Origin of the sequence: Methylophilus sp. VKM B-3414, from assembly GCF_032248435.1 — a bacterium.
Taxonomy (GTDB): domain Bacteria; phylum Pseudomonadota; class Gammaproteobacteria; order Burkholderiales; family Methylophilaceae; genus Methylophilus; species Methylophilus glucosoxydans.
Genome location: NZ_JAVTLI010000012.1, coordinates 62343 through 79081, shown reverse-complemented (window position 1 = coordinate 79081; position 16739 = coordinate 62343). Strand labels below are relative to the sequence as shown.

Below are 16739 nucleotides of genomic sequence, written 5' to 3'. Positions count from 1 at the left end.
GTTAATGCAGATGCATGGCCTGCTGGATGGCCTGTGTTCTGGCTTCCGCCACCGCTTGTTTGATCTGCACAGGCGACTGGCATTGTTTGGCAATTGCGCCCGCATCTACGGTCAAGGCCGCCTGCAATGCGCGGCTCAGGTGCTCGGCATCCTCAAGTGGGCATTGCTCTAATCCCAGCCGGCCTCGGCTGTCACATTCACAGGCCTTGAGAAAATCCTCAAAACGGCTGCGCTGTCTGAATGCGTCCAGCTCCTCTAGAAAATGCAGCAGCGTACTTGCCTTCATTTGCCGCGCCGCATGCAATTTGCCATGATATTTCGCCACCACCAGTGACAGATCCTTGCAATCATTGGGCACTTTGAGGCGGGCCACGACATCCCTAATCAGATCAACGCTGCGCAACTCATGGCCAATATGGCGCGGCAGCACTTCAGCAGGCGTAGTGCCCTTGCCCAGATCATGGGTCAGTGCCGCAAAGCGTACAGGCAGGCTAAAGGCTTGCGTCGCAGCGTAATCTATCACCATCATGATATGGATGCCGGTATCCACTTCAGGATGATAAGTGGCGGTTTGCGGTACACCCCACAATCGGTCCAGCTCTGGGAAGATGATTTTCAACGCGCCGCAAGCACGCAGCATCTCAAACATGCGGCTCGGTTGGGACTCCATGAGGCCTTTGGCGATCTCTTGCCAGACGCGCTCGGGCACCAGGGCATCCACCTCGCCTGCAGCGACCATCTCGCGCATCAGCACCATGGTTTCAGGTGCCACAGTAAAATCGGTAAATCTGGCTAAAAAACGGGCAGCACGCAGGATTCTGACCGGATCTTCACTAAACGCGGCTGTCACATGCCGCAAGATTCTTTTTTCAATATCTGCCTGGCCACCGAACGGATCAATCAGTTGACCCTCCGCGGTCTGGGCAATGGCATTAATGGTGAAGTCACGGCGAGCGAGATCTTCCTCCAAGGTCACGTCTGGATCGGCGTGAACACTAAAGCCCTTGTAGCCTTTGGCGGTTTTGCGCTCGGTACGCGCCAGCGCGTACTCTTGCTGGGTCTGGGGATGTAAAAAAACGGGGAAATCCTTGCCGACTGCGCGGTAGCCTGCGGCTAGCATTTGTTCGGGGCTGGCACCCACCACCACATAGTCACGGTCTTTGACGGGCAGGCCGAGCAGGCTGTCCCGCACGGCACCCCCTACCTGGTAAATCTGCATGACAGGCAGCCCTGTACGCAATCAACGTCTGGCGTTGATGACACGCCCAGCGGCCGCGCGGAACTGATCATAGGCCCCCCGCGGATTGTTTTTGACCAGATACCCGGAAATCACGGCGAACATATCCGTTGGGACCACACACAGTTCGTTGGCCATCGGTTGCTGGCACACATTATCGACCTGCATGGATTTGACGTTATCGCGTGAGATCAGCTTGATGGGCAACAGCTGCATAAAGCTGCCTTGCAGCAGGGACATGCGCAGGCTCAAGCCCAGGATGGGGCGCTGCACATGGATGGTTTTCATGACCGCCTCAATGATTTGCTGCAAGGTCATGATGGCGGGGCCACCCAACTCATAAGTCTTGCCATAGGTCGCAGGCTCATCGACAGCATTCACCATGGCGGCAGCGACGTCTTCCACCCAAATCGGCTGGAACTTGGCATTGGGCATGGCCAGTGCCAGCACGGGAATCCATTGGATCAGCTTGGCAAACAGGTTGATAAAACGGTCACGCGTGCCAAAAATGACTGAAGGCCGGAAGATGGTCACATGCAGTTTTTTGCTGAACGCCATGACGGCACTGTCCCCCGCGGCCTTGCTGCGCAAATATTCACTGGGGGCACTGGCAGAAGCCTGCAGGGCGCTCATATGCAGCAAACGCGGAATCCCCAACGCTTCGCACAATTGCGCGACCTGGCGTGGAAACTGGTGATGCATTTTTTCAAAGGCGTTATCACGGGTTTGATGCAAGATGCCAATCAGGTTGATCACCACATCACTGCCCTGCAATTGCGCCTTGAGGGCGGCGTGGTCATGAATATCACACTCAACCACCTGCACATTAGGCAGCAAAATCAAGTGCTTGGCCTGCTCGCGACGCCGCGTCAGCACTTTGACTTGGTAACCGGCCTGATCTAGCCTGGCGACCACACTGCTACCAACAAAACCGCTACCACCCAACACTGTGACTGTCTTCATTTGCTTGTTCCTGATGCGTCTTGCGTTAACTGAGTTCGTATTTGCTTATTGTACCGAAAAACCGCCGCTTACTCTTGCTCTGAAATCGTGATCGTGGTGGTGACCGTGTCAGCCTCTGCCACACTGCGTGCGGGGATCGTCCCCAGACGTTTCTTGAGGGTCACCACCGGCAAGCCCAACCGCGCAGCGTACATATGCGCATTGGCCAGCACTTTTTTCACGTAATTGCGCGTCTCGCTAAACGGGATGGTTTCGGCATAAATTGCGCCTTCGAGTGGCGTACTGGCCGCCCAGCGCCGTGCACGGCTCGGGCCGGCATTGTAGGCGGCGGTGGCCATCACCTCCTGGCCATTAAACGTATCCAGCGTGTAGCGCATGTAATAAGTGCCCAGATTCACATTGGTTTCGATGTCATGCAGCATGCCATCATGGTAGCTATTCAAGCCGAGTTTTTTGGCGATCCATTTGGCAGTAGCAGGCATCACCTGCATTAAACCACCTGCGCCCACCGATGACTTGGCGTAGTGCATAAACCGGCTCTCCTGCCGGATAATGCCATAGACCCAGGCTTCATCAATCTCCCGGCTGCGAGAGGCTTTTTGCAGGTAATCGCGGTAGGGCGTGGGGTACCGTAACTCAAAATTATGGGTACGGCTGGTTTTGTCTGCCGCCAGCACCGCCAGGTCAAACCAGCCTTTCAGCATGGCATATTGTGCGGCGACGATACGTCCGGGATCATCCAGCGCTTCCAGCAAGTACATCCACTCCAGCCTGGCCTCGTAGCGTGCCTCGACGTCAAACAAGGCTTCCATGCGTTTGACTGCCGGTTGCCGTGCAAACTGCCGGACTTCGTCGTCAGCGGGTTGATAAGTGGCCGTCGGCTCACCCAGCATTGGCCCCAACTCTTCAGCGGCCAGCCAGCCATAAAAATGCCGCTCCTGCGAGAGTTTAGCCAATAAGGCATTGGCTTCTGCAGGCGTCCCCTTCATCAGCAGCGCACGTGCTTTCCAGTACCGCCAGGCAGCCTCTTCGCCCAAGACCGGCGGCATGTCAGAGATCACTTTCAGCAGCTGGTTCCAGTCCTGCTGACGCAAAGCGGCCCGTGCATACCATTCCCACTGCTCGTTATTGAGCACAGAGGCAGTCACCTTGTTAAAACTTTGCAAGGCTTCCGGCGCGTGTTTACGTGCCGCTTCCAGTGCGATATAAGCCTGAACCAGTTGCTTTTCTTCACCATCCAGCAAGCCGTTATATTTTTGATAACTGGCCCGCGCGACCTCGATCTCAGCCTTGGCCTGTCTATGGATGATATACATGTATAACGCCCGACCATAAGCGCTGCGGTCCTGAATCGTGCCTTTTTTCAGCGCCAACGCCGGGTTTTGCGTGACTTCGTCCAGTTGTTTAAACAGCGCAGCATCTGTTTTGCTGCTGCGTTTGGCCATCGCTTTGGCTAGGCCCGGCTTATTGGCAAACAGCGCGTCCCGATACAGGGTCAGTAACAACTTCTCGTCGAGCACGCCCACTTGCTGCAAGGCTTCCAGCATGCCCTGACAATCGGGTGGCAGGTCTTTGCCCGCCAGCAACAGTTTCTTGCCGTCCTCGTAGGCATTTGGATCATCCATGGCGATCCCGGCCTGAATCTGGTAACACTGGTTACCCACATCGTTCAAGCTGTAATACATGGGCATTTGCGCACGCATTTCAATAAACTGGTCCCAGAACTGCAAGCGGCCCAGTCGTTTCAACCACAGCTCACGCACCCGCTGCGACAGCAAGGATTCATTATTTTCCTGCAAAAACGCTTGCACCTGGTTGTAAGAGAGTTGATCCAGCGTGAGGATCATCTGCCAGTATTGCAGATAAGGCAGCAACGGCGAGCGCTTTTGCCTGAGCGTATCAGTAGCTTCGGATAATTGGGCCAGGTTTCTGGTTTGATAGGCTTGTTTGGCCTGTGCATAGACCTCAGCGTCGCCAGCGAATGCAGCAGTCGCGAAAATGAACAGCGCAGCAGCCAGTGCCACGAAAATGGGGAATCTAGTCTTCATGCATTAACGATCACGTGATGGCGTGATCAATTTCAAATTCTGGCCAATCGACTGAGGAAAAAGAACAACAGCAACAACAGGATGACCACAAACCCACCGCGCCAGACTGCCTTGAGCCAGCGCCAGTAGCGTGGCTGCCCGGTCTGCCAGCTCAGCAAGCCCAGGATCAGGGTGCTCAACACCAGCACGGCAAACAAGATTCGTATCCACCACATTGTGATCTGCCTGGACGCGGTTTACGCCGGTAACAGCGGCGCCGGACTAAAATAGTCGCGTTGTTTAACAAAGCCAACTGGGGCATGGGCGTCGTTATCAAACGTACAGTATTCCCAGGCGCTTTCATCGGCCAGCAGGGCGCGCAGTAACTGGTTATTCAAAGCGTGGCCCGATTTGAACGCAGTAAACTGTCCGACAATCGGATAGCCCAGAATATACAAGTCGCCAATCGCATCGAGGACTTTGTGTTTGGCGAATTCGTCTTCATAACGCAAGCCACCGCCGTTGAGGACTTTGTATTCATCCAGCACAATCGCGTTATCGAGGCTGCCGCCTTTGGCGAGCCCATTGGCCCGCAGGTATTCGACCTCATGCATAAAGCCGAATGTGCGTGCACGGCTGATCTCGTCCACATAGCTCTGGCTGTCGTAATCAATGGTGACCGTTTTGCCAGAAAACTCGAACACGGGATGTGCAAAATCAATGGTAAATTCGGCTTTAAAGCCATGGTGCGGCGTAAATTTTGCCCATTTATCGCCTTCGCTTACTTCTACCGGCTTGAGGATACGCACGAATTTTTTCGGTGCCTCCAACTCAGCCAGTCCGGCCGTTTGCAACAGATAGATAAACGGTCCCGAGCTGCCATCCATGATGGGCACCTCGGCGGCCGTCAGTTCTATCAATACATTGTCTACCCCCAAACCGGCGAGGGCAGACATTAAATGCTCCACGGTAGCCACGCGCGCACCTGAAAACTCTAGGGCGGAGCTCAGGCGAGTGTCATTCACTGCCGTCGGGGCGACCCGCATGGCAGGCGCATCGGGCAAATCGATGCGCTGGAACACCACTCCGTGATCGGCGGGCGCAGGCTTGAGCGTCAGCGTGACTTTTTCACCGCTGTGCAGCCCAACGCCGGTGGCGCTGATCGATTGTTTAAGCGTGCGTTGCTTTAACATGGTTTTCTCTACTGTTAATGATTGGCGACATTATAAGCCAATCGCTGTACTCACTCATGATTCATCTGGCCTTCCCTGTGTTGCACCCGGTTCCGCCAGGGGCATCATTAGTCAGCCTGCTTGCGCAAAAATGCCGGAATATCGTATTCCTCAATCCCGGAGTTCTTCATGGCTTCGACCTGCGCACGGCGGCTGTTGCTGGTGAATACGGCTGGCTCGTCTTCTTCAACCGTGTTAAAGATCGGCTGGTTAGTCGTACCATCACGCAGGGTCGTCATCACCTTGAGCTCAGGTTTGGCCTGGCGTTTGCCCACGGAACCGTTCAAGCCGGTGGCCACCATGGTCACACGCAGGTTATCGCCCATGCTTTCATCCATCACGTTACCGACGATCACGGTCGCATCTTCTGCGGTGAACTCCTTGATCGTGTTCATCACGTCATAGTATTCACGCATCTTGAAGCTGCCGCTGGCACTGATGTTCACCAGTACGCCACGCGCATTGGCCAGATTCACGTCTTCCAGCAATGGGCTGGCAACCGCTTGTTCTGCGGCAATCCGTGCACGGTTAGGTCCGCTGGCTTCTGCAGAGCCCATCATCGCCATGCCCATTTCAGACATCACGGTGCGTACGTCAGCAAAGTCCACGTTCACCAGGCCTGGGCAGTTGATGATTTCAGCGATGCCAGACACGGCATTGTGCAAGACATCATTGGCTGCACGGTAAGCTTCTACCACGGTCACGTCTTCACCCAGCACGTCCATCAGCTTTTCGTTAGGGATAACGATAAGAGAGTCTACGTATTGGGAAAGTTCTTCCAGACCTTCCTGTGCGACTTTGGCACGTTTGCCTTCAAAGGCAAAAGGCTTGGTCACCACGGCCACGGTCAGGATGCCCATTTCACGCGCCACTTCTGCAATGATCGGTGCAGCCCCAGTACCAGTCCCGCCACCCATGCCTGCGGTAATAAACAGCATGTCTGCACCATCAATGGTTTCGGCGATACTGTCGCGGTCTTCCAGCGCGGCTTCGCGACCGATTTCCGGTTTGGCACCAGCGCCCAGGCCTTTGGTAATGTCAGAACCAATTTGCAGCACGACTTTGGCATGGCTCTTTTTCAAGGCCTGCATATCCGTGTTGGCGCAAATAAACTCAACGCCTGTCACGCTCTTGGTCATCATGTGCTCTACGGCGTTTCCACCGCAACCACCGACCCCAATCACCTTGATCACGGCGCCATCATTCTCTTTGTCAAAAATCTCAATCATACTCACCCTCCATTGCCTATTATTTGAGTGCTTGGTTTGCCCCGCACACTCGCCCTAAAACACATTAAAAAAACAACAAAAACCTAAAAGTTGCCGGTAAACCAGCGCTTCATTCTTTCAAACAATCTGCCAAATGACCCGGATTGCAGATCGCCTACCATTTGTTTCTCCACCTGCTGTTTGGCCATCAACAACAAGCCGATGCCGGTGGCATAGCGTGGATTGCCCACCACTTCTGACAAGCCCTCCACATAGCGCGGCACACCCAGACGCACCGGGGTATGGAAAATCTCTTCGCCCAGCTCGACCATGCCGCGCATTTGTGCCGCGCCACCGGTAATGACGATGCCGGAAGCAATCATGGATTCCATGCCACTGCGGCGCAGCTCTTGCTGCACAAACTCGTAAATCTCTTCGACGCGGTCCTCAATCACCTCGGTCAATGCCTGGCAGGACAACTGGCGTGGCTCACGGCCATCCACCGCAGGTACTTCCACCACTTCGCGTGGGTCGGCCAACTGACGCAAGGCACAGCCATGCTTGACCTTGATCTCTTCTGCCGACTGCGTCGGCGTGCGCAAGGCCACCGCAATATCATTGGTAATCTGATCACCGGCAATCGGGATCACTGCGGTATGGCGGATCGCGCCATTCTTGAACACCGCCAGGTCTGTGGTACCGCCACCGATATCCACCAGACATACGCCCAGCTCTTTTTCATCATCAGTGAGCACTGATTCGCTGGAAGCCAGTGGCTGCAAAATCAGGTCACTGACTTCCAGGCCGCAGCGCTTGATGCATTTGACGATGTTTTGTGCCGCGGCAATGGCGCCGGTCACAATATGTACCCGCACTTCGAGGCGGATGCCGCTCATGCCCAGCGGTTCGCGCACATCTTCCTGACCGTCGATAATGAATTCCTGGGTCAGGATATGCAGAATCTGCTGGTCTGCCGGCAAGGCAATCGCACGGGCGGTTTCCACCACGCGGTCGATGTCCATCTGCGAGACTTCGCTCTCTTTGATTTTCACCATGCCGTGCGAATTGAGGCTTTTCACGTGGCTGCCCGCAATGCCGGAATACACGGTATTGATCTTGCAATCCGCCATCAACTCCACTTCTTCAATCGCGCGTTGAATCGCCTGCATGGTGGAGTCAATATTCACCACCACGCCTTTTTTCAAGCCACGGGAAGCATGCTGCCCGACCCCGATCACTTTCAGGGTGCCTTCCGGCAAAATCTCTGCCGCAATCGCAACAATCTTCGAGGTGCCGATATCCAGCCCCACGATCAAATTTTTATCTTCTCTGACTCTACTCATGTGTTTTCCTTGACCTTCTTTCTGGCAATGTGCCGCCTACGCCCCAGGCCGTGGCATGCGCAAGGCAAAGCCATTCGGGTAGCGTAAATCGGCATAACGCCAGTCGCTCTCTGCAATACTTGCTTGCTGACGGTAAGCCGTCACAAACTGTTGCAATCTTTGTTTCGCGGCTTCTCGCCCCAGCATCATCTGGCGGCCATCCGCTGTTTTAATTTCCCAGGCACGGCGCGAGGACAGGCTCAGTTGCTGTATCTGTAGCGGTGTGCCTGCCAGCATCTGTGCAAAACTAGCATAGCCTTGCGCCACTTCTTTCACGGCATCGCCGGGCCCATAAAAGGTGGGCAATTGCTCATCTGAGGCGGCCTGAAACAGTTCGCCATGCTTATTAACCAGTGCCACGCCGCCCCAACGGCCCAGGGCCTGATGCTCTTCAATCTGTACCACAATAGTGTCTGGCCACTGGCGACGGACGGCCACCTTGCGCGCCCAGGGCAGCTTTTCAAAAGCGGTACGCGTGCGTTGCAAATCCAGCGTATAAAAATTGCCCTTCAGGTATTTGCGCACAATGAGCTGGATCTGCTCATGGTTCACATGGTCGAGGTTGCCCTCCACCTGTACTTGCTTGACCGGGAAGATGGGCAAATGCAACACCACAAACAACAAGGCGTACAACAACATCACCACTGCCAGTGAAAACAGCAGGTTGGCGATCCAGTTCAGCAATGTTGGTCTATCCCACATCGTTTTATTCGTCCCCGTTATGCGTCACGCAAGGTTTGTTGCAAAATACGGATCACCAAGGCATCAAAATCCATGCCGGCCGCTTTTGCTGCCATCGGCACCAGGCTGTGATCGGTCATGCCCGGGCTGGTATTCACCTCCAGAAAATAGTGTTTACCGGCCTCATCCATCAAAAAGTCCACCCGTCCCCAGCCTTTGCAGCCCAGCACCTTGAATGCCTGTAAGGCTTCAGCCTGGATCTGTTGCTCCTGCGCGGCAGACAAGCCACAAGGGCAGCGGTACTCGGTGTCGTCGCGCAAATACTTGGCTTCGTAATCGTAATATTCGTTTTTGGGCACAATGCGCACGATAGGCAGTGCGGTCTCGCCCAGAATGCCGACGGTATATTCACCGCCACCGACAAACTGTTCGGCAATCACCAGCGGGTCTGACTGTTTGGCCAATGCATACGCTGCCTGCACCTCCCCCGCCTGCTTGACCTTGCTGACACCGATGCTGGAACCTTCATTGGCCGGTTTCACAAACAGCGGCAAACCCAGTGCCGTGACGACATTTTCAACATGGGTACTGTCATCCATGAGCACATAGTTAGGCGTGGTCACACCCGCAGCCGTCCACAACAACTTGGTGCGCCACTTATCCATGCCCAGTGCCGACGCCATGACGCCGCTGCCGGTATAAGGGATGCCCATTAACTCAAGCGCCCCCTGTATGGTGCCGTCTTCACCAAAGCGTCCATGCAAGGCAATAAAGGCACGGTCAAACTGCTTGAGCGCCGACAAGTCCTGGCTGGCCGGATCAAAGGCATGCGCATCCACGCCCTGGCGCTGCAAGGCCGCCAGCACAGCCGAACCACTTTTGAGCGACACTTCACGCTCGCCGGAACGACCGCCGAACAACACGGCCACTTTGCCAAATTGAGACTGACTTGTACTCATGCTTGTAAAACACCTTCCCCAATTACTTTTACTTCTTGCACCAATGCCACGCCCTGTTTGGCGCGCACGGTGGTTTTCACGTGCTCAATCAGGGCTTCAATATCCGCCGCGCTGGCCTGCCCAAGATTCACAATAAAGTTGGCATGCTTTTCAGAGACCTGCGCGCCACCGATGGTGGCGCCCTTCAACCCTGAAGCTTCAATCAGCCGCGCAGCAAAATCGCCTTCAGGATTTCTAAAGGTAGATCCTGCACTCGGCATATTCAGTGGCTGGCTGGCCAAGCGCTTCGCCAGCAACTGCTTGATCTGTTCGGCAGACGCCTTGCCATCGCCAGCAGGGACGGCAAACCAGCCACCCAAAAACCACTCATCTGCCGCCGGATGCGCCACATGACGATAGCTGGGCTGGTATTCAACTTTTGCACGGGTTTGCACGATGCCAGCACGGTTAATCGTTTTTACCTGATCCACCCATTGCCAGGTTTCCCCCCCATAACAACCGGCATTCATCGCCAGTGCACCGCCGACGGTGCCCGGAATGCCAGCCATAAACTCGGCCCCAACGCGGTCCTGGCTGGCAGCAAAGCGCGCCAGCTTGGCACAGGTCACGCCAGCATCCGCATAAATACGCTCACCTTGCATCTCCAGCGCTTGCAGCGCCTGATGCATGACCACCACTGTGCCGCGCACTCCGCCATCCCTTACCAGCAGGTTGCTACCCAGGCCAATAAAAGTCAGCGGCTCGCTGGCCGATAATTGCTGCAAAAACTCCTGCAAGGCTTCTACGCTGTCAGCCAGCACCAGGCGATCCGCCGGGCCGCCGACACGCCAGCTGGTATAGCGGGCCAAAGGCTCGTTCTTGAGCACTTGCAAACCTGAGCTTTTCACACGGGTGGCACTCATACGCTAGCCATTTCCCGTGTTTTGGCCGCCACGCTACCGATATTGCCAGCGCCCATCACCACCACCACATCGCCAGGCAACACACTCTCAAGAATGGCTGCCGGCAGTTCTTCGGTGGTTTCCACAAAGCGTGGCTCCACCTTGCCGTTGACGCGGATGGCGCGGATCAGGCTGCGCGTATCCGCCGCCACAATCGGTGATTCGCCTGCCGAATACACTTCGGTCAACAGCAAAGCATCCACGGTCGACAACACTTTTACAAAATCTTCAAAACAGTCGCGCGTGCGGGTATAGCGGTGCGGCTGGAAGGCCAGCACCAGACGGCGACCCGGGAAGGCGCCGCGCGCGGCTGCAATCACCGCCTGCATTTCAATCGGGTGATGTCCGTAGTCATCCACCAGCGTGAAGTGTCCACCGGCATGCTCGCCTTGACTGGTCGGGATTTCACCATAACGCTCAAAGCGACGGCCCACCCCGCGGAACTCAGCCAGCGCCTTGAGGATGGCGGCATCCGGCACATTCAACTCAGTAGCAATCGCAATTGCCGCCAGCGCATTCAGCACATAGTGGTGGCCGGGCAGGTTCAAGGTCACCTCATTACGTACGGTCACGCCGTTTTTACGCACCAGGGTGAAATGCATCTTGCCATTGTCGGCAATGATGTTTTCCGCGCGAATCGCAGCTTCTTCGTGCGTGCCATAGGTGGTCACTGGCCGGGTGACGCGCGGCAGGATTTCACGCACATTGGCGTCATCGATGCACAACACAGCCATGCCCCAGAAAGGAATCTGCTGCAAGAACTCGACAAACGCGGTTTTGAGTTTGTCAAAACTGTGCTCGTAAGTGTCCATGTGGTCCTGGTCGATATTGGTCACCACCGCCATGATCGGCGTCAGGTGCAAGAACGACGCATCAGACTCATCGGCCTCTACCACGATCAATTCACCGGTACCCAAGCGCGCATTGGCGCTGGCCGCTTCCAGCTTGCCGCCAATGACAAAGGTCGGGTCCATGTCGGCCTCTGCCAGAATGCTGGCAATCAGGCTGGTAGTGGTGGTTTTGCCATGTGTCCCTGCGACGGCGATGCCTTGCTTGAAGCGCATGAGTTCGGCCAACATGACCGCACGCGGAATCACGGGCACTTTGCGCGCGCGCGCGGCGATGATTTCCGGGTTTTCTTCATTGATCGCACTGGATACCACCACCACATCCGCATTGCCCAGGTGCTCGGTGGCATGCCCCTGAAACACAGTGGCGCCAAAGCCTTGCAAGCGTCTGGTGGTGGCATTGCTGGCCAGGTCTGACCCGCTGACTTCAAAGCCCAGGTTCAGCAGCACTTCGGCAATGCCGCTCATGCCCGAGCCGCCGATGCCGATAAAATGAATTTTTTTGACTTTATGCTTCATAGTGCTTTAAGTTTTCCGTTGTTCTCGGCCAGTTGCTGGCAAACCGCTGCCACCTGGCGCGTGGCCTGTGGCCTGGCAAGTGCGCGCGCTTTTTGCGCCATCGCCAGGCAAGTGGCTCTATCCAGTGTTTGCAACAAGGCGGCCAATGACCCAATGTCCAGGTCACGCTGTTGAATCAGCTGCGCCGCGCCTGCTTGTGCCAAATACGCGGCATTGGTGGTCTGGTGATCATCCACCGCAAACGGGAAGGGCACCAGAATGCTGGCAGCGCCCACATTGGCCAACTCCGCCACGGTCAGGGCTCCAGCCCGGCAAATCACCAGATCTGCCCAGGCATACACTTCTGCCATGTCATGAATAAAGGCGCGGCAATCAGCCGCCACACCTGCCTCGGCATAGGCTTTTTTCAAAGCCTCAATCTGTTTTTCACCAGACTGATGAATGATCTGTGGCCGCGCATTGGGCGGCAACTGCGCAAAAGCCTGTGGCAGCAAGGTGTTCAATGCCACCGCGCCCAAACTGCCGCCTACCACTAGGACCCGCAACACGCCGTGATGCTCGGCAAAGCGCTGTTCTGGCGTGGGCAAGGTGGTAATGCCTTCACGTACTGGATTACCGACCATTTCCCCTTTGGCCCCCAACGCATTGGGGAAGCCGGTCAATACCCGATTTGCCAGCTTGGCCAGCACTTTATTGGTCAACCCCGCCACCGAGTTTTGCTCATGAATCACCAGCGGCACGCCAGCCAGCTTCGCCATCACTCCACCTGGAAACGCGGCAAAGCCGCCCATGCCCAACACGACATCGGGCTGATGTTCCGCAATCGCCCGCCTGGCTTGGGCAAATGCACGCAGCAGCTTGACTGGTAAAGTCAACCAGCCCATCACCCCTTTACCGCGCACGCCTTGCATGGTCATCATGGCTTTTGCATAGGGTTTGTCTGCAATCAGGCGGTTTTCCATGCCCCCCTCGGTGGCCAGCCAGACAATTTGCCAACCTTGTGCATGCAAGGCATCGGCCACGGCCATCGCAGGATACACATGGCCGCCAGTGCCGCCCGCCATCACCAGTAATGTGTATGCACGGGTCATGACTGCAGGCCTTTCTGCAGACGTCTGTTCTCGAAGTCAATACGCAGCAACACCGACAAAGCGATGCAATTGGCCAAAATGCCGCTACCACCGTAAGACAAAAGTGGCAAAGTCAGGCCTTTGGTTGGCAACAGGCCCATGTTCACGCCCATATTGATAAAACCCTGCACGCCCATCCAGACGCCGATGCCTTGTGCCAGCAAGGCCGAGTAATAACGCTCATTGGCAACGGCTTCTTTGGCAATGCTAAAGGCGCGGATCACCAGCCAGGCAAACAACAAGACCACGACCAGCACACCCACATAGCCCAGCTCTTCCGCCACCACGGCCAGTAAAAAGTCAGTATGTGCCTCTGGCAGGTAGAGCAGTTTTTCCACACTGCCGCCCAGACCCACGCCCCAAAACTCACCGCGACCAAACGCGATCAGGGCATGCGATAACTGATAGCCGGTATCAAATGGATCATCAAACGGATTCAAAAAGCCTTTCATGCGCTCCAGACGATAGGGTTCCATCACCACCAGACCAATCACTGCCAATGGCAAGGCGCCCAGCATGGCCAGAAACACCTTGAGATTGACGCCCCCCAGCCACATGATGGAAAACGCAATCGAGGCCGTGACAGCAAACGCGCCAAAATCGGGCTCTTTCAACAGCAGCACGCCGACAAACACCATCACACCCAGCATGGGTAAAAAGCCCTTTTTAAAGCTGTGCATGCTGCTGGCCTTGCGCACGGCATAGTCGGAGGCATACATGGCAATAAACAGCTTCATGAGTTCTGAAGGCTGCAGATTCATGATCAACAGGGAAATCCAGCGGCGACTGCCATTGACCACTTTGCCGATGCCGGGGATCAATACCAGAATTAGCAGCACAATGCCGGCAATAAACAGGTAAGGCGACATCTTTTGCCACCAGGCCATGGGCACTTGAAACACCACGATGGCTGCCCCCAAGCCGACTGAAATATACAAAGCCTGGCGCACCAGGAAGTAGGTGCTGTTATGGCCAAACATCTTGCTTGAGTCGGCGTAGGCAATGGAAGCCGAATACACCATGACCATGCCAAACGCCAGCAGCGACAGCACCACCCACACCAGCGACTGATCATAGCTGGGCGAGTTATAGCGCTCACGCGACATCATCAGCGGCCCAAGCATGCGGCCTCCATGGCTTTCACAGCCTCGACAAATACCTGTGCGCGGTGTTCGTAGTTGCGGAACATATCAAAACTGGCGCAGGCAGGGGACAGCAAGACCGCATCGCCCGCCTCAGCCAGTGTTTTGGCAATATGCACTGCCGCGGTTAGATCAACGGCATCGACCACAGGTAATTGCAAGTGCTGCAAGACCTGTTGAATTTTGGGACCATCACGGCCGATCAACACCACAGCACGCGCATGGTGCAACACGGCATCACGCAAGGGATTAAAGTCCTGGCCCTTGCCGTCGCCGCCCGCAATCAGCACCACTTTTTGTGGTTTGCCCTGTTTGAGCATGCCGCTGATGGCAGCGCAGGTCGCGCCAACATTGGTGCCTTTGGAGTCATCGTAAAAGTCGACATCCTCAATGTTGGCCACCCACTCCACGCGGTGTGGCAAGCCGGCAAACGACTGCACGGTATGCAGGATGGAAACTTTGTCTATGCCGATGGCCTGCGCCAGCGCAATGGCAGCCAGCGCATTGGCAATATTGTGTTTGCCGCGGATCTGCAGGGTATCGGCTTCAATATAGTGGCGATTACCCGCGCACAGCCAGCCTGCGTCATTGAGGCCGTAATCATTGATGCTAGGGGCCGGGTTAACGCCGAATGAAATCTGCGGCATGGCACCAGCCAAGGCCATGCTGGCAGGATCATCACGATTTACCACGGCAATGCGGGCATGCTGGTAGATACGGGCCTTAGCCTGCGCATAATCGGTCATGCTGTCGTATCTATCCATATGATCCTCGGACAGATTGAGCACCGTGGCAACATCAATCTCCAGGCTGTGCGTGGTTTCCAGCTGAAAACTGGACAGCTCCAGCACATAAACGTCTGGCGCGGGCATGTGCAGCGTATCCAGCACGGGCAAACCGATATTGCCAGCCACAATAGTATTGAGACCGGCCTGTTTGCAGATTTCGCCCACCAGCGAGGTCACGGTGGTTTTGCCGTTGGAGCCGGTGATGGCAATCACCTTGGCATAAGGCGCACGGAAGCGCGCAAACAGCTCGACATCACCGACCACGGCTTTACCTTGTGCCATCAGATCGGCCAATACAGGCTCTTTCAGTGCCACACCCGGGCTGGCCACAATCAAATCCATCGCCGCCAGCAAGCTGCTATTAAAAGGTCCAAGATGGTATTCGACCTCAGGAAATTCTTCTTGCAGGCGATCCAGGCCTGACGGATGCGGGCGTGAGTCAAGCATCACCACTTCTGCGCCCATACCACGCAGCCAGCGCAACGCCGAGAAGCCGGTATCACCCAGTCCCAGGACAGCAATGCGTTGGTGTTCGAAGTGTTTTTTCATGTGTTTGCCTGACAATGACGTTTTCGTCTTATCTCAATTTCAGGGTGGATAATCCCACCAGCACCAGCATCATGGTAATGATCCAGAAACGCACGACGACCTGTGTCTCTTTCCAGCCCTTTTGTTCGTAGTGGTGATGCAAAGGCGCCATCAAAAAGATGCGTTTGCCGGTACCAGTCATTTTTTTGGTGTATTTGAAATACAGCACTTGCGCGGCCACCGAGAAAGTCTCAATCACGAACACGCCGCCCATGATGAACAGCACGATTTCCTGACGTACAATCACGGCGACCACGCCCAGGGCCGCGCCCAGCGCCAATGCGCCGACATCGCCCATGAACACTTCAGCCGGATAAGCGTTAAACCACAAAAAGCCCAAGCCCGCACCAGCCATTGCCGCGCAGAACACCATCAACTCGCTGGCGCCAGCCACATAGGGAATCCCCAGGTATTTTGAAAACACGGCATGCCCGGCAACATACGAGAAAATCGCCAGCGCACTACCCACCATCACAGTAGGCAAGGTCGCCAGACCATCGAGACCATCGGTCAGGTTGACGGCATTGCTGCTACCGACAATCACCAGGTAGGTCAGCACAATAAAACCGGTGGCACTGAGCGGAAACACCAGGTGCTTGAAGAAAGGCACAATCAGTGTGGTTTCTACAGGGGTGCTGGAGGTCGCGTACAGAAAGCCTGCCACGCCAAAACCGATCAGGCTTTGCCAGAAATATTTTTCTTTGGCAGACAGGCCCTTGGGATTTTTAAAGACCACTTTACGGTAGTCATCGACCCAGCCAACCGCACCAAAACCCAAGGTAGTGATCAACACCACCCAGATAAAGCGGTTATGCAAATTGCCCCAGAGCAAGGTAGACACGGCGATGGCGACCAGAATCAATGCGCCGCCCATGGTCGGGGTGCCGGCTTTGACCAGATGAGTTTGTGGACCATCATCACGCACCGCCTGACCGACTTTGTATTCGGTCAGCTTGCGTATCATGGCCGGGCCGACCAGGAATGAAATCGCCAAGGCCGTCAGTGTCGCCAGCACCGCCCTGAAGGTAATGTAGTTGAATACATGAAACCCATGCACATCCGAAGCCAGCCATTTTGTTAGTTCTAGTAACATA

Annotated in this window: 15 protein-coding genes; all 15 read right to left on the bottom strand. The window is 55.6% G+C overall.

Annotated features, from left to right (window positions below):
* Position 1: 1 nt before the first annotated feature.
* Positions 2–1219 carry a multifunctional CCA addition/repair protein gene (locus tag Q9292_RS12630; RefSeq protein ID WP_313988637.1) on the bottom strand — a complete coding sequence of 406 codons (1218 nt, stop codon included), beginning with the start codon at positions 1217–1219 and terminating at the stop codon, positions 2–4.
* A 21-nt stretch (positions 1220–1240) separates the two neighbouring features.
* Positions 1241–2200 (bottom strand): complex I NDUFA9 subunit family protein, encoded by a 960-nt coding sequence (locus Q9292_RS12625; RefSeq protein WP_194749201.1) that lies wholly within the window; start codon positions 2198–2200, stop codon positions 1241–1243.
* A gap of 68 nt (positions 2201–2268) precedes the next feature.
* On the bottom strand, positions 2269–4248 hold the full coding sequence (locus Q9292_RS12620) for a transglycosylase SLT domain-containing protein (protein ID WP_313988633.1): 1980 nt from the start codon (positions 4246–4248) through the stop codon (positions 2269–2271).
* A 32-nt stretch (positions 4249–4280) separates the two neighbouring features.
* Positions 4281–4463 carry a hypothetical protein gene (locus tag Q9292_RS12615; protein WP_194749199.1) on the bottom strand — a complete coding sequence of 61 codons (183 nt, stop codon included), beginning with the start codon at positions 4461–4463 and terminating at the stop codon, positions 4281–4283.
* Between the two features lie 21 nt (positions 4464–4484).
* Positions 4485–5420: a UDP-3-O-acyl-N-acetylglucosamine deacetylase gene (lpxC, locus tag Q9292_RS12610; protein ID WP_194749198.1), complete on the bottom strand. Its 936-nt coding sequence runs from the start codon at positions 5418–5420 to the stop codon at positions 4485–4487.
* Positions 5421–5527: 107 nt separating this feature from the next.
* Complete coding sequence (gene ftsZ, locus Q9292_RS12605) at positions 5528–6688, bottom strand: cell division protein FtsZ (RefSeq protein ID WP_194749197.1); 1161 nt, start codon at positions 6686–6688, stop codon at positions 5528–5530.
* 83 nt (positions 6689–6771) lie between these two features.
* Positions 6772–8010 carry a cell division protein FtsA gene (ftsA, locus tag Q9292_RS12600; RefSeq protein ID WP_194749196.1) on the bottom strand — a complete coding sequence of 413 codons (1239 nt, stop codon included), beginning with the start codon at positions 8008–8010 and terminating at the stop codon, positions 6772–6774.
* Between the two features lie 36 nt (positions 8011–8046).
* Entirely contained in the window at positions 8047–8751 is a 705-nt protein-coding gene (locus tag Q9292_RS12595) for a cell division protein FtsQ/DivIB (protein WP_275356562.1), read from the bottom strand.
* Between the two features lie 17 nt (positions 8752–8768).
* Positions 8769–9689 (bottom strand): D-alanine--D-alanine ligase, encoded by a 921-nt coding sequence (locus tag Q9292_RS12590; protein WP_313988626.1) that lies wholly within the window; start codon positions 9687–9689, stop codon positions 8769–8771.
* A complete protein-coding gene (gene murB, locus Q9292_RS12585; RefSeq protein ID WP_313988624.1) occupies positions 9686–10591 on the bottom strand; it encodes a UDP-N-acetylmuramate dehydrogenase in 906 nt (301 codons plus the stop codon). Before murB ends, Q9292_RS12590 begins: the two co-directional genes overlap by 4 nt.
* On the bottom strand, positions 10588–11997 hold the full coding sequence (gene murC / locus Q9292_RS12580) for a UDP-N-acetylmuramate--L-alanine ligase (protein WP_313988621.1): 1410 nt from the start codon (positions 11995–11997) through the stop codon (positions 10588–10590). Before murC ends, murB begins: the two co-directional genes overlap by 4 nt.
* Positions 11994–13088, bottom strand: a complete 1095-nt coding sequence (murG, locus tag Q9292_RS12575) for an undecaprenyldiphospho-muramoylpentapeptide beta-N-acetylglucosaminyltransferase (RefSeq protein WP_313988618.1) — start codon at positions 13086–13088, stop codon at positions 11994–11996. The genes murC and murG overlap by 4 nt, the downstream gene beginning before the upstream one ends.
* Positions 13085–14251 carry a putative lipid II flippase FtsW gene (gene ftsW / locus Q9292_RS12570; protein WP_228518902.1) on the bottom strand — a complete coding sequence of 389 codons (1167 nt, stop codon included), beginning with the start codon at positions 14249–14251 and terminating at the stop codon, positions 13085–13087. Before ftsW ends, murG begins: the two co-directional genes overlap by 4 nt.
* The gene (gene murD / locus Q9292_RS12565) at positions 14236–15606 is read right to left on the bottom strand and encodes a UDP-N-acetylmuramoyl-L-alanine--D-glutamate ligase (RefSeq protein WP_313988614.1); all 1371 of its coding nucleotides are present in this window, start codon (positions 15604–15606) and stop codon (positions 14236–14238) included. Before murD ends, ftsW begins: the two co-directional genes overlap by 16 nt.
* 28 nt (positions 15607–15634) lie before the next feature.
* Positions 15635–16738: a phospho-N-acetylmuramoyl-pentapeptide-transferase gene (mraY, locus tag Q9292_RS12560; protein WP_194749189.1), complete on the bottom strand. Its 1104-nt coding sequence runs from the start codon at positions 16736–16738 to the stop codon at positions 15635–15637.
* Position 16739 lies beyond the last annotated feature (1 nt).

Coding starts and splice junctions, on each gene's coding strand:
- Q9292_RS12595 (WP_275356562.1), bottom strand. CDS start 8,751: ATGTGGGATAGACCAACATTGCTGAACTGGATCGCCAACCTGCTGTTT.
- Q9292_RS12615 (WP_194749199.1), bottom strand. CDS start 4,463: ATGTGGTGGATACGAATCTTGTTTGCCGTGCTGGTGTTGAGCACCCTG.
- murC (WP_313988621.1), bottom strand. CDS start 11,997: ATGAAGCATAAAGTCAAAAAAATTCATTTTATCGGCATCGGCGGCTCG.
- Q9292_RS12625 (WP_194749201.1), bottom strand. CDS start 2,200: ATGAAGACAGTCACAGTGTTGGGTGGTAGCGGTTTTGTTGGTAGCAGT.
- Q9292_RS12620 (WP_313988633.1), bottom strand. CDS start 4,248: ATGAAGACTAGATTCCCCATTTTCGTGGCACTGGCTGCTGCGCTGTTC.
- mraY (WP_194749189.1), bottom strand. CDS start 16,738: ATGTTACTAGAACTAACAAAATGGCTGGCTTCGGATGTGCATGGGTTT.
- lpxC (WP_194749198.1), bottom strand. CDS start 5,420: ATGTTAAAGCAACGCACGCTTAAACAATCGATCAGCGCCACCGGCGTT.
- murD (WP_313988614.1), bottom strand. CDS start 15,606: ATGAAAAAACACTTCGAACACCAACGCATTGCTGTCCTGGGACTGGGT.
- murG (WP_313988618.1), bottom strand. CDS start 13,088: ATGACCCGTGCATACACATTACTGGTGATGGCGGGCGGCACTGGCGGC.
- ftsZ (WP_194749197.1), bottom strand. CDS start 6,688: ATGATTGAGATTTTTGACAAAGAGAATGATGGCGCCGTGATCAAGGTG.
- murB (WP_313988624.1), bottom strand. CDS start 10,591: ATGAGTGCCACCCGTGTGAAAAGCTCAGGTTTGCAAGTGCTCAAGAAC.
- Q9292_RS12630 (WP_313988637.1), bottom strand. CDS start 1,219: ATGCAGATTTACCAGGTAGGGGGTGCCGTGCGGGACAGCCTGCTCGGC.
- ftsW (WP_228518902.1), bottom strand. CDS start 14,251: ATGCTTGGGCCGCTGATGATGTCGCGTGAGCGCTATAACTCGCCCAGC.
- Q9292_RS12590 (WP_313988626.1), bottom strand. CDS start 9,689: ATGAGTACAAGTCAGTCTCAATTTGGCAAAGTGGCCGTGTTGTTCGGC.
- ftsA (WP_194749196.1), bottom strand. CDS start 8,010: ATGAGTAGAGTCAGAGAAGATAAAAATTTGATCGTGGGGCTGGATATC.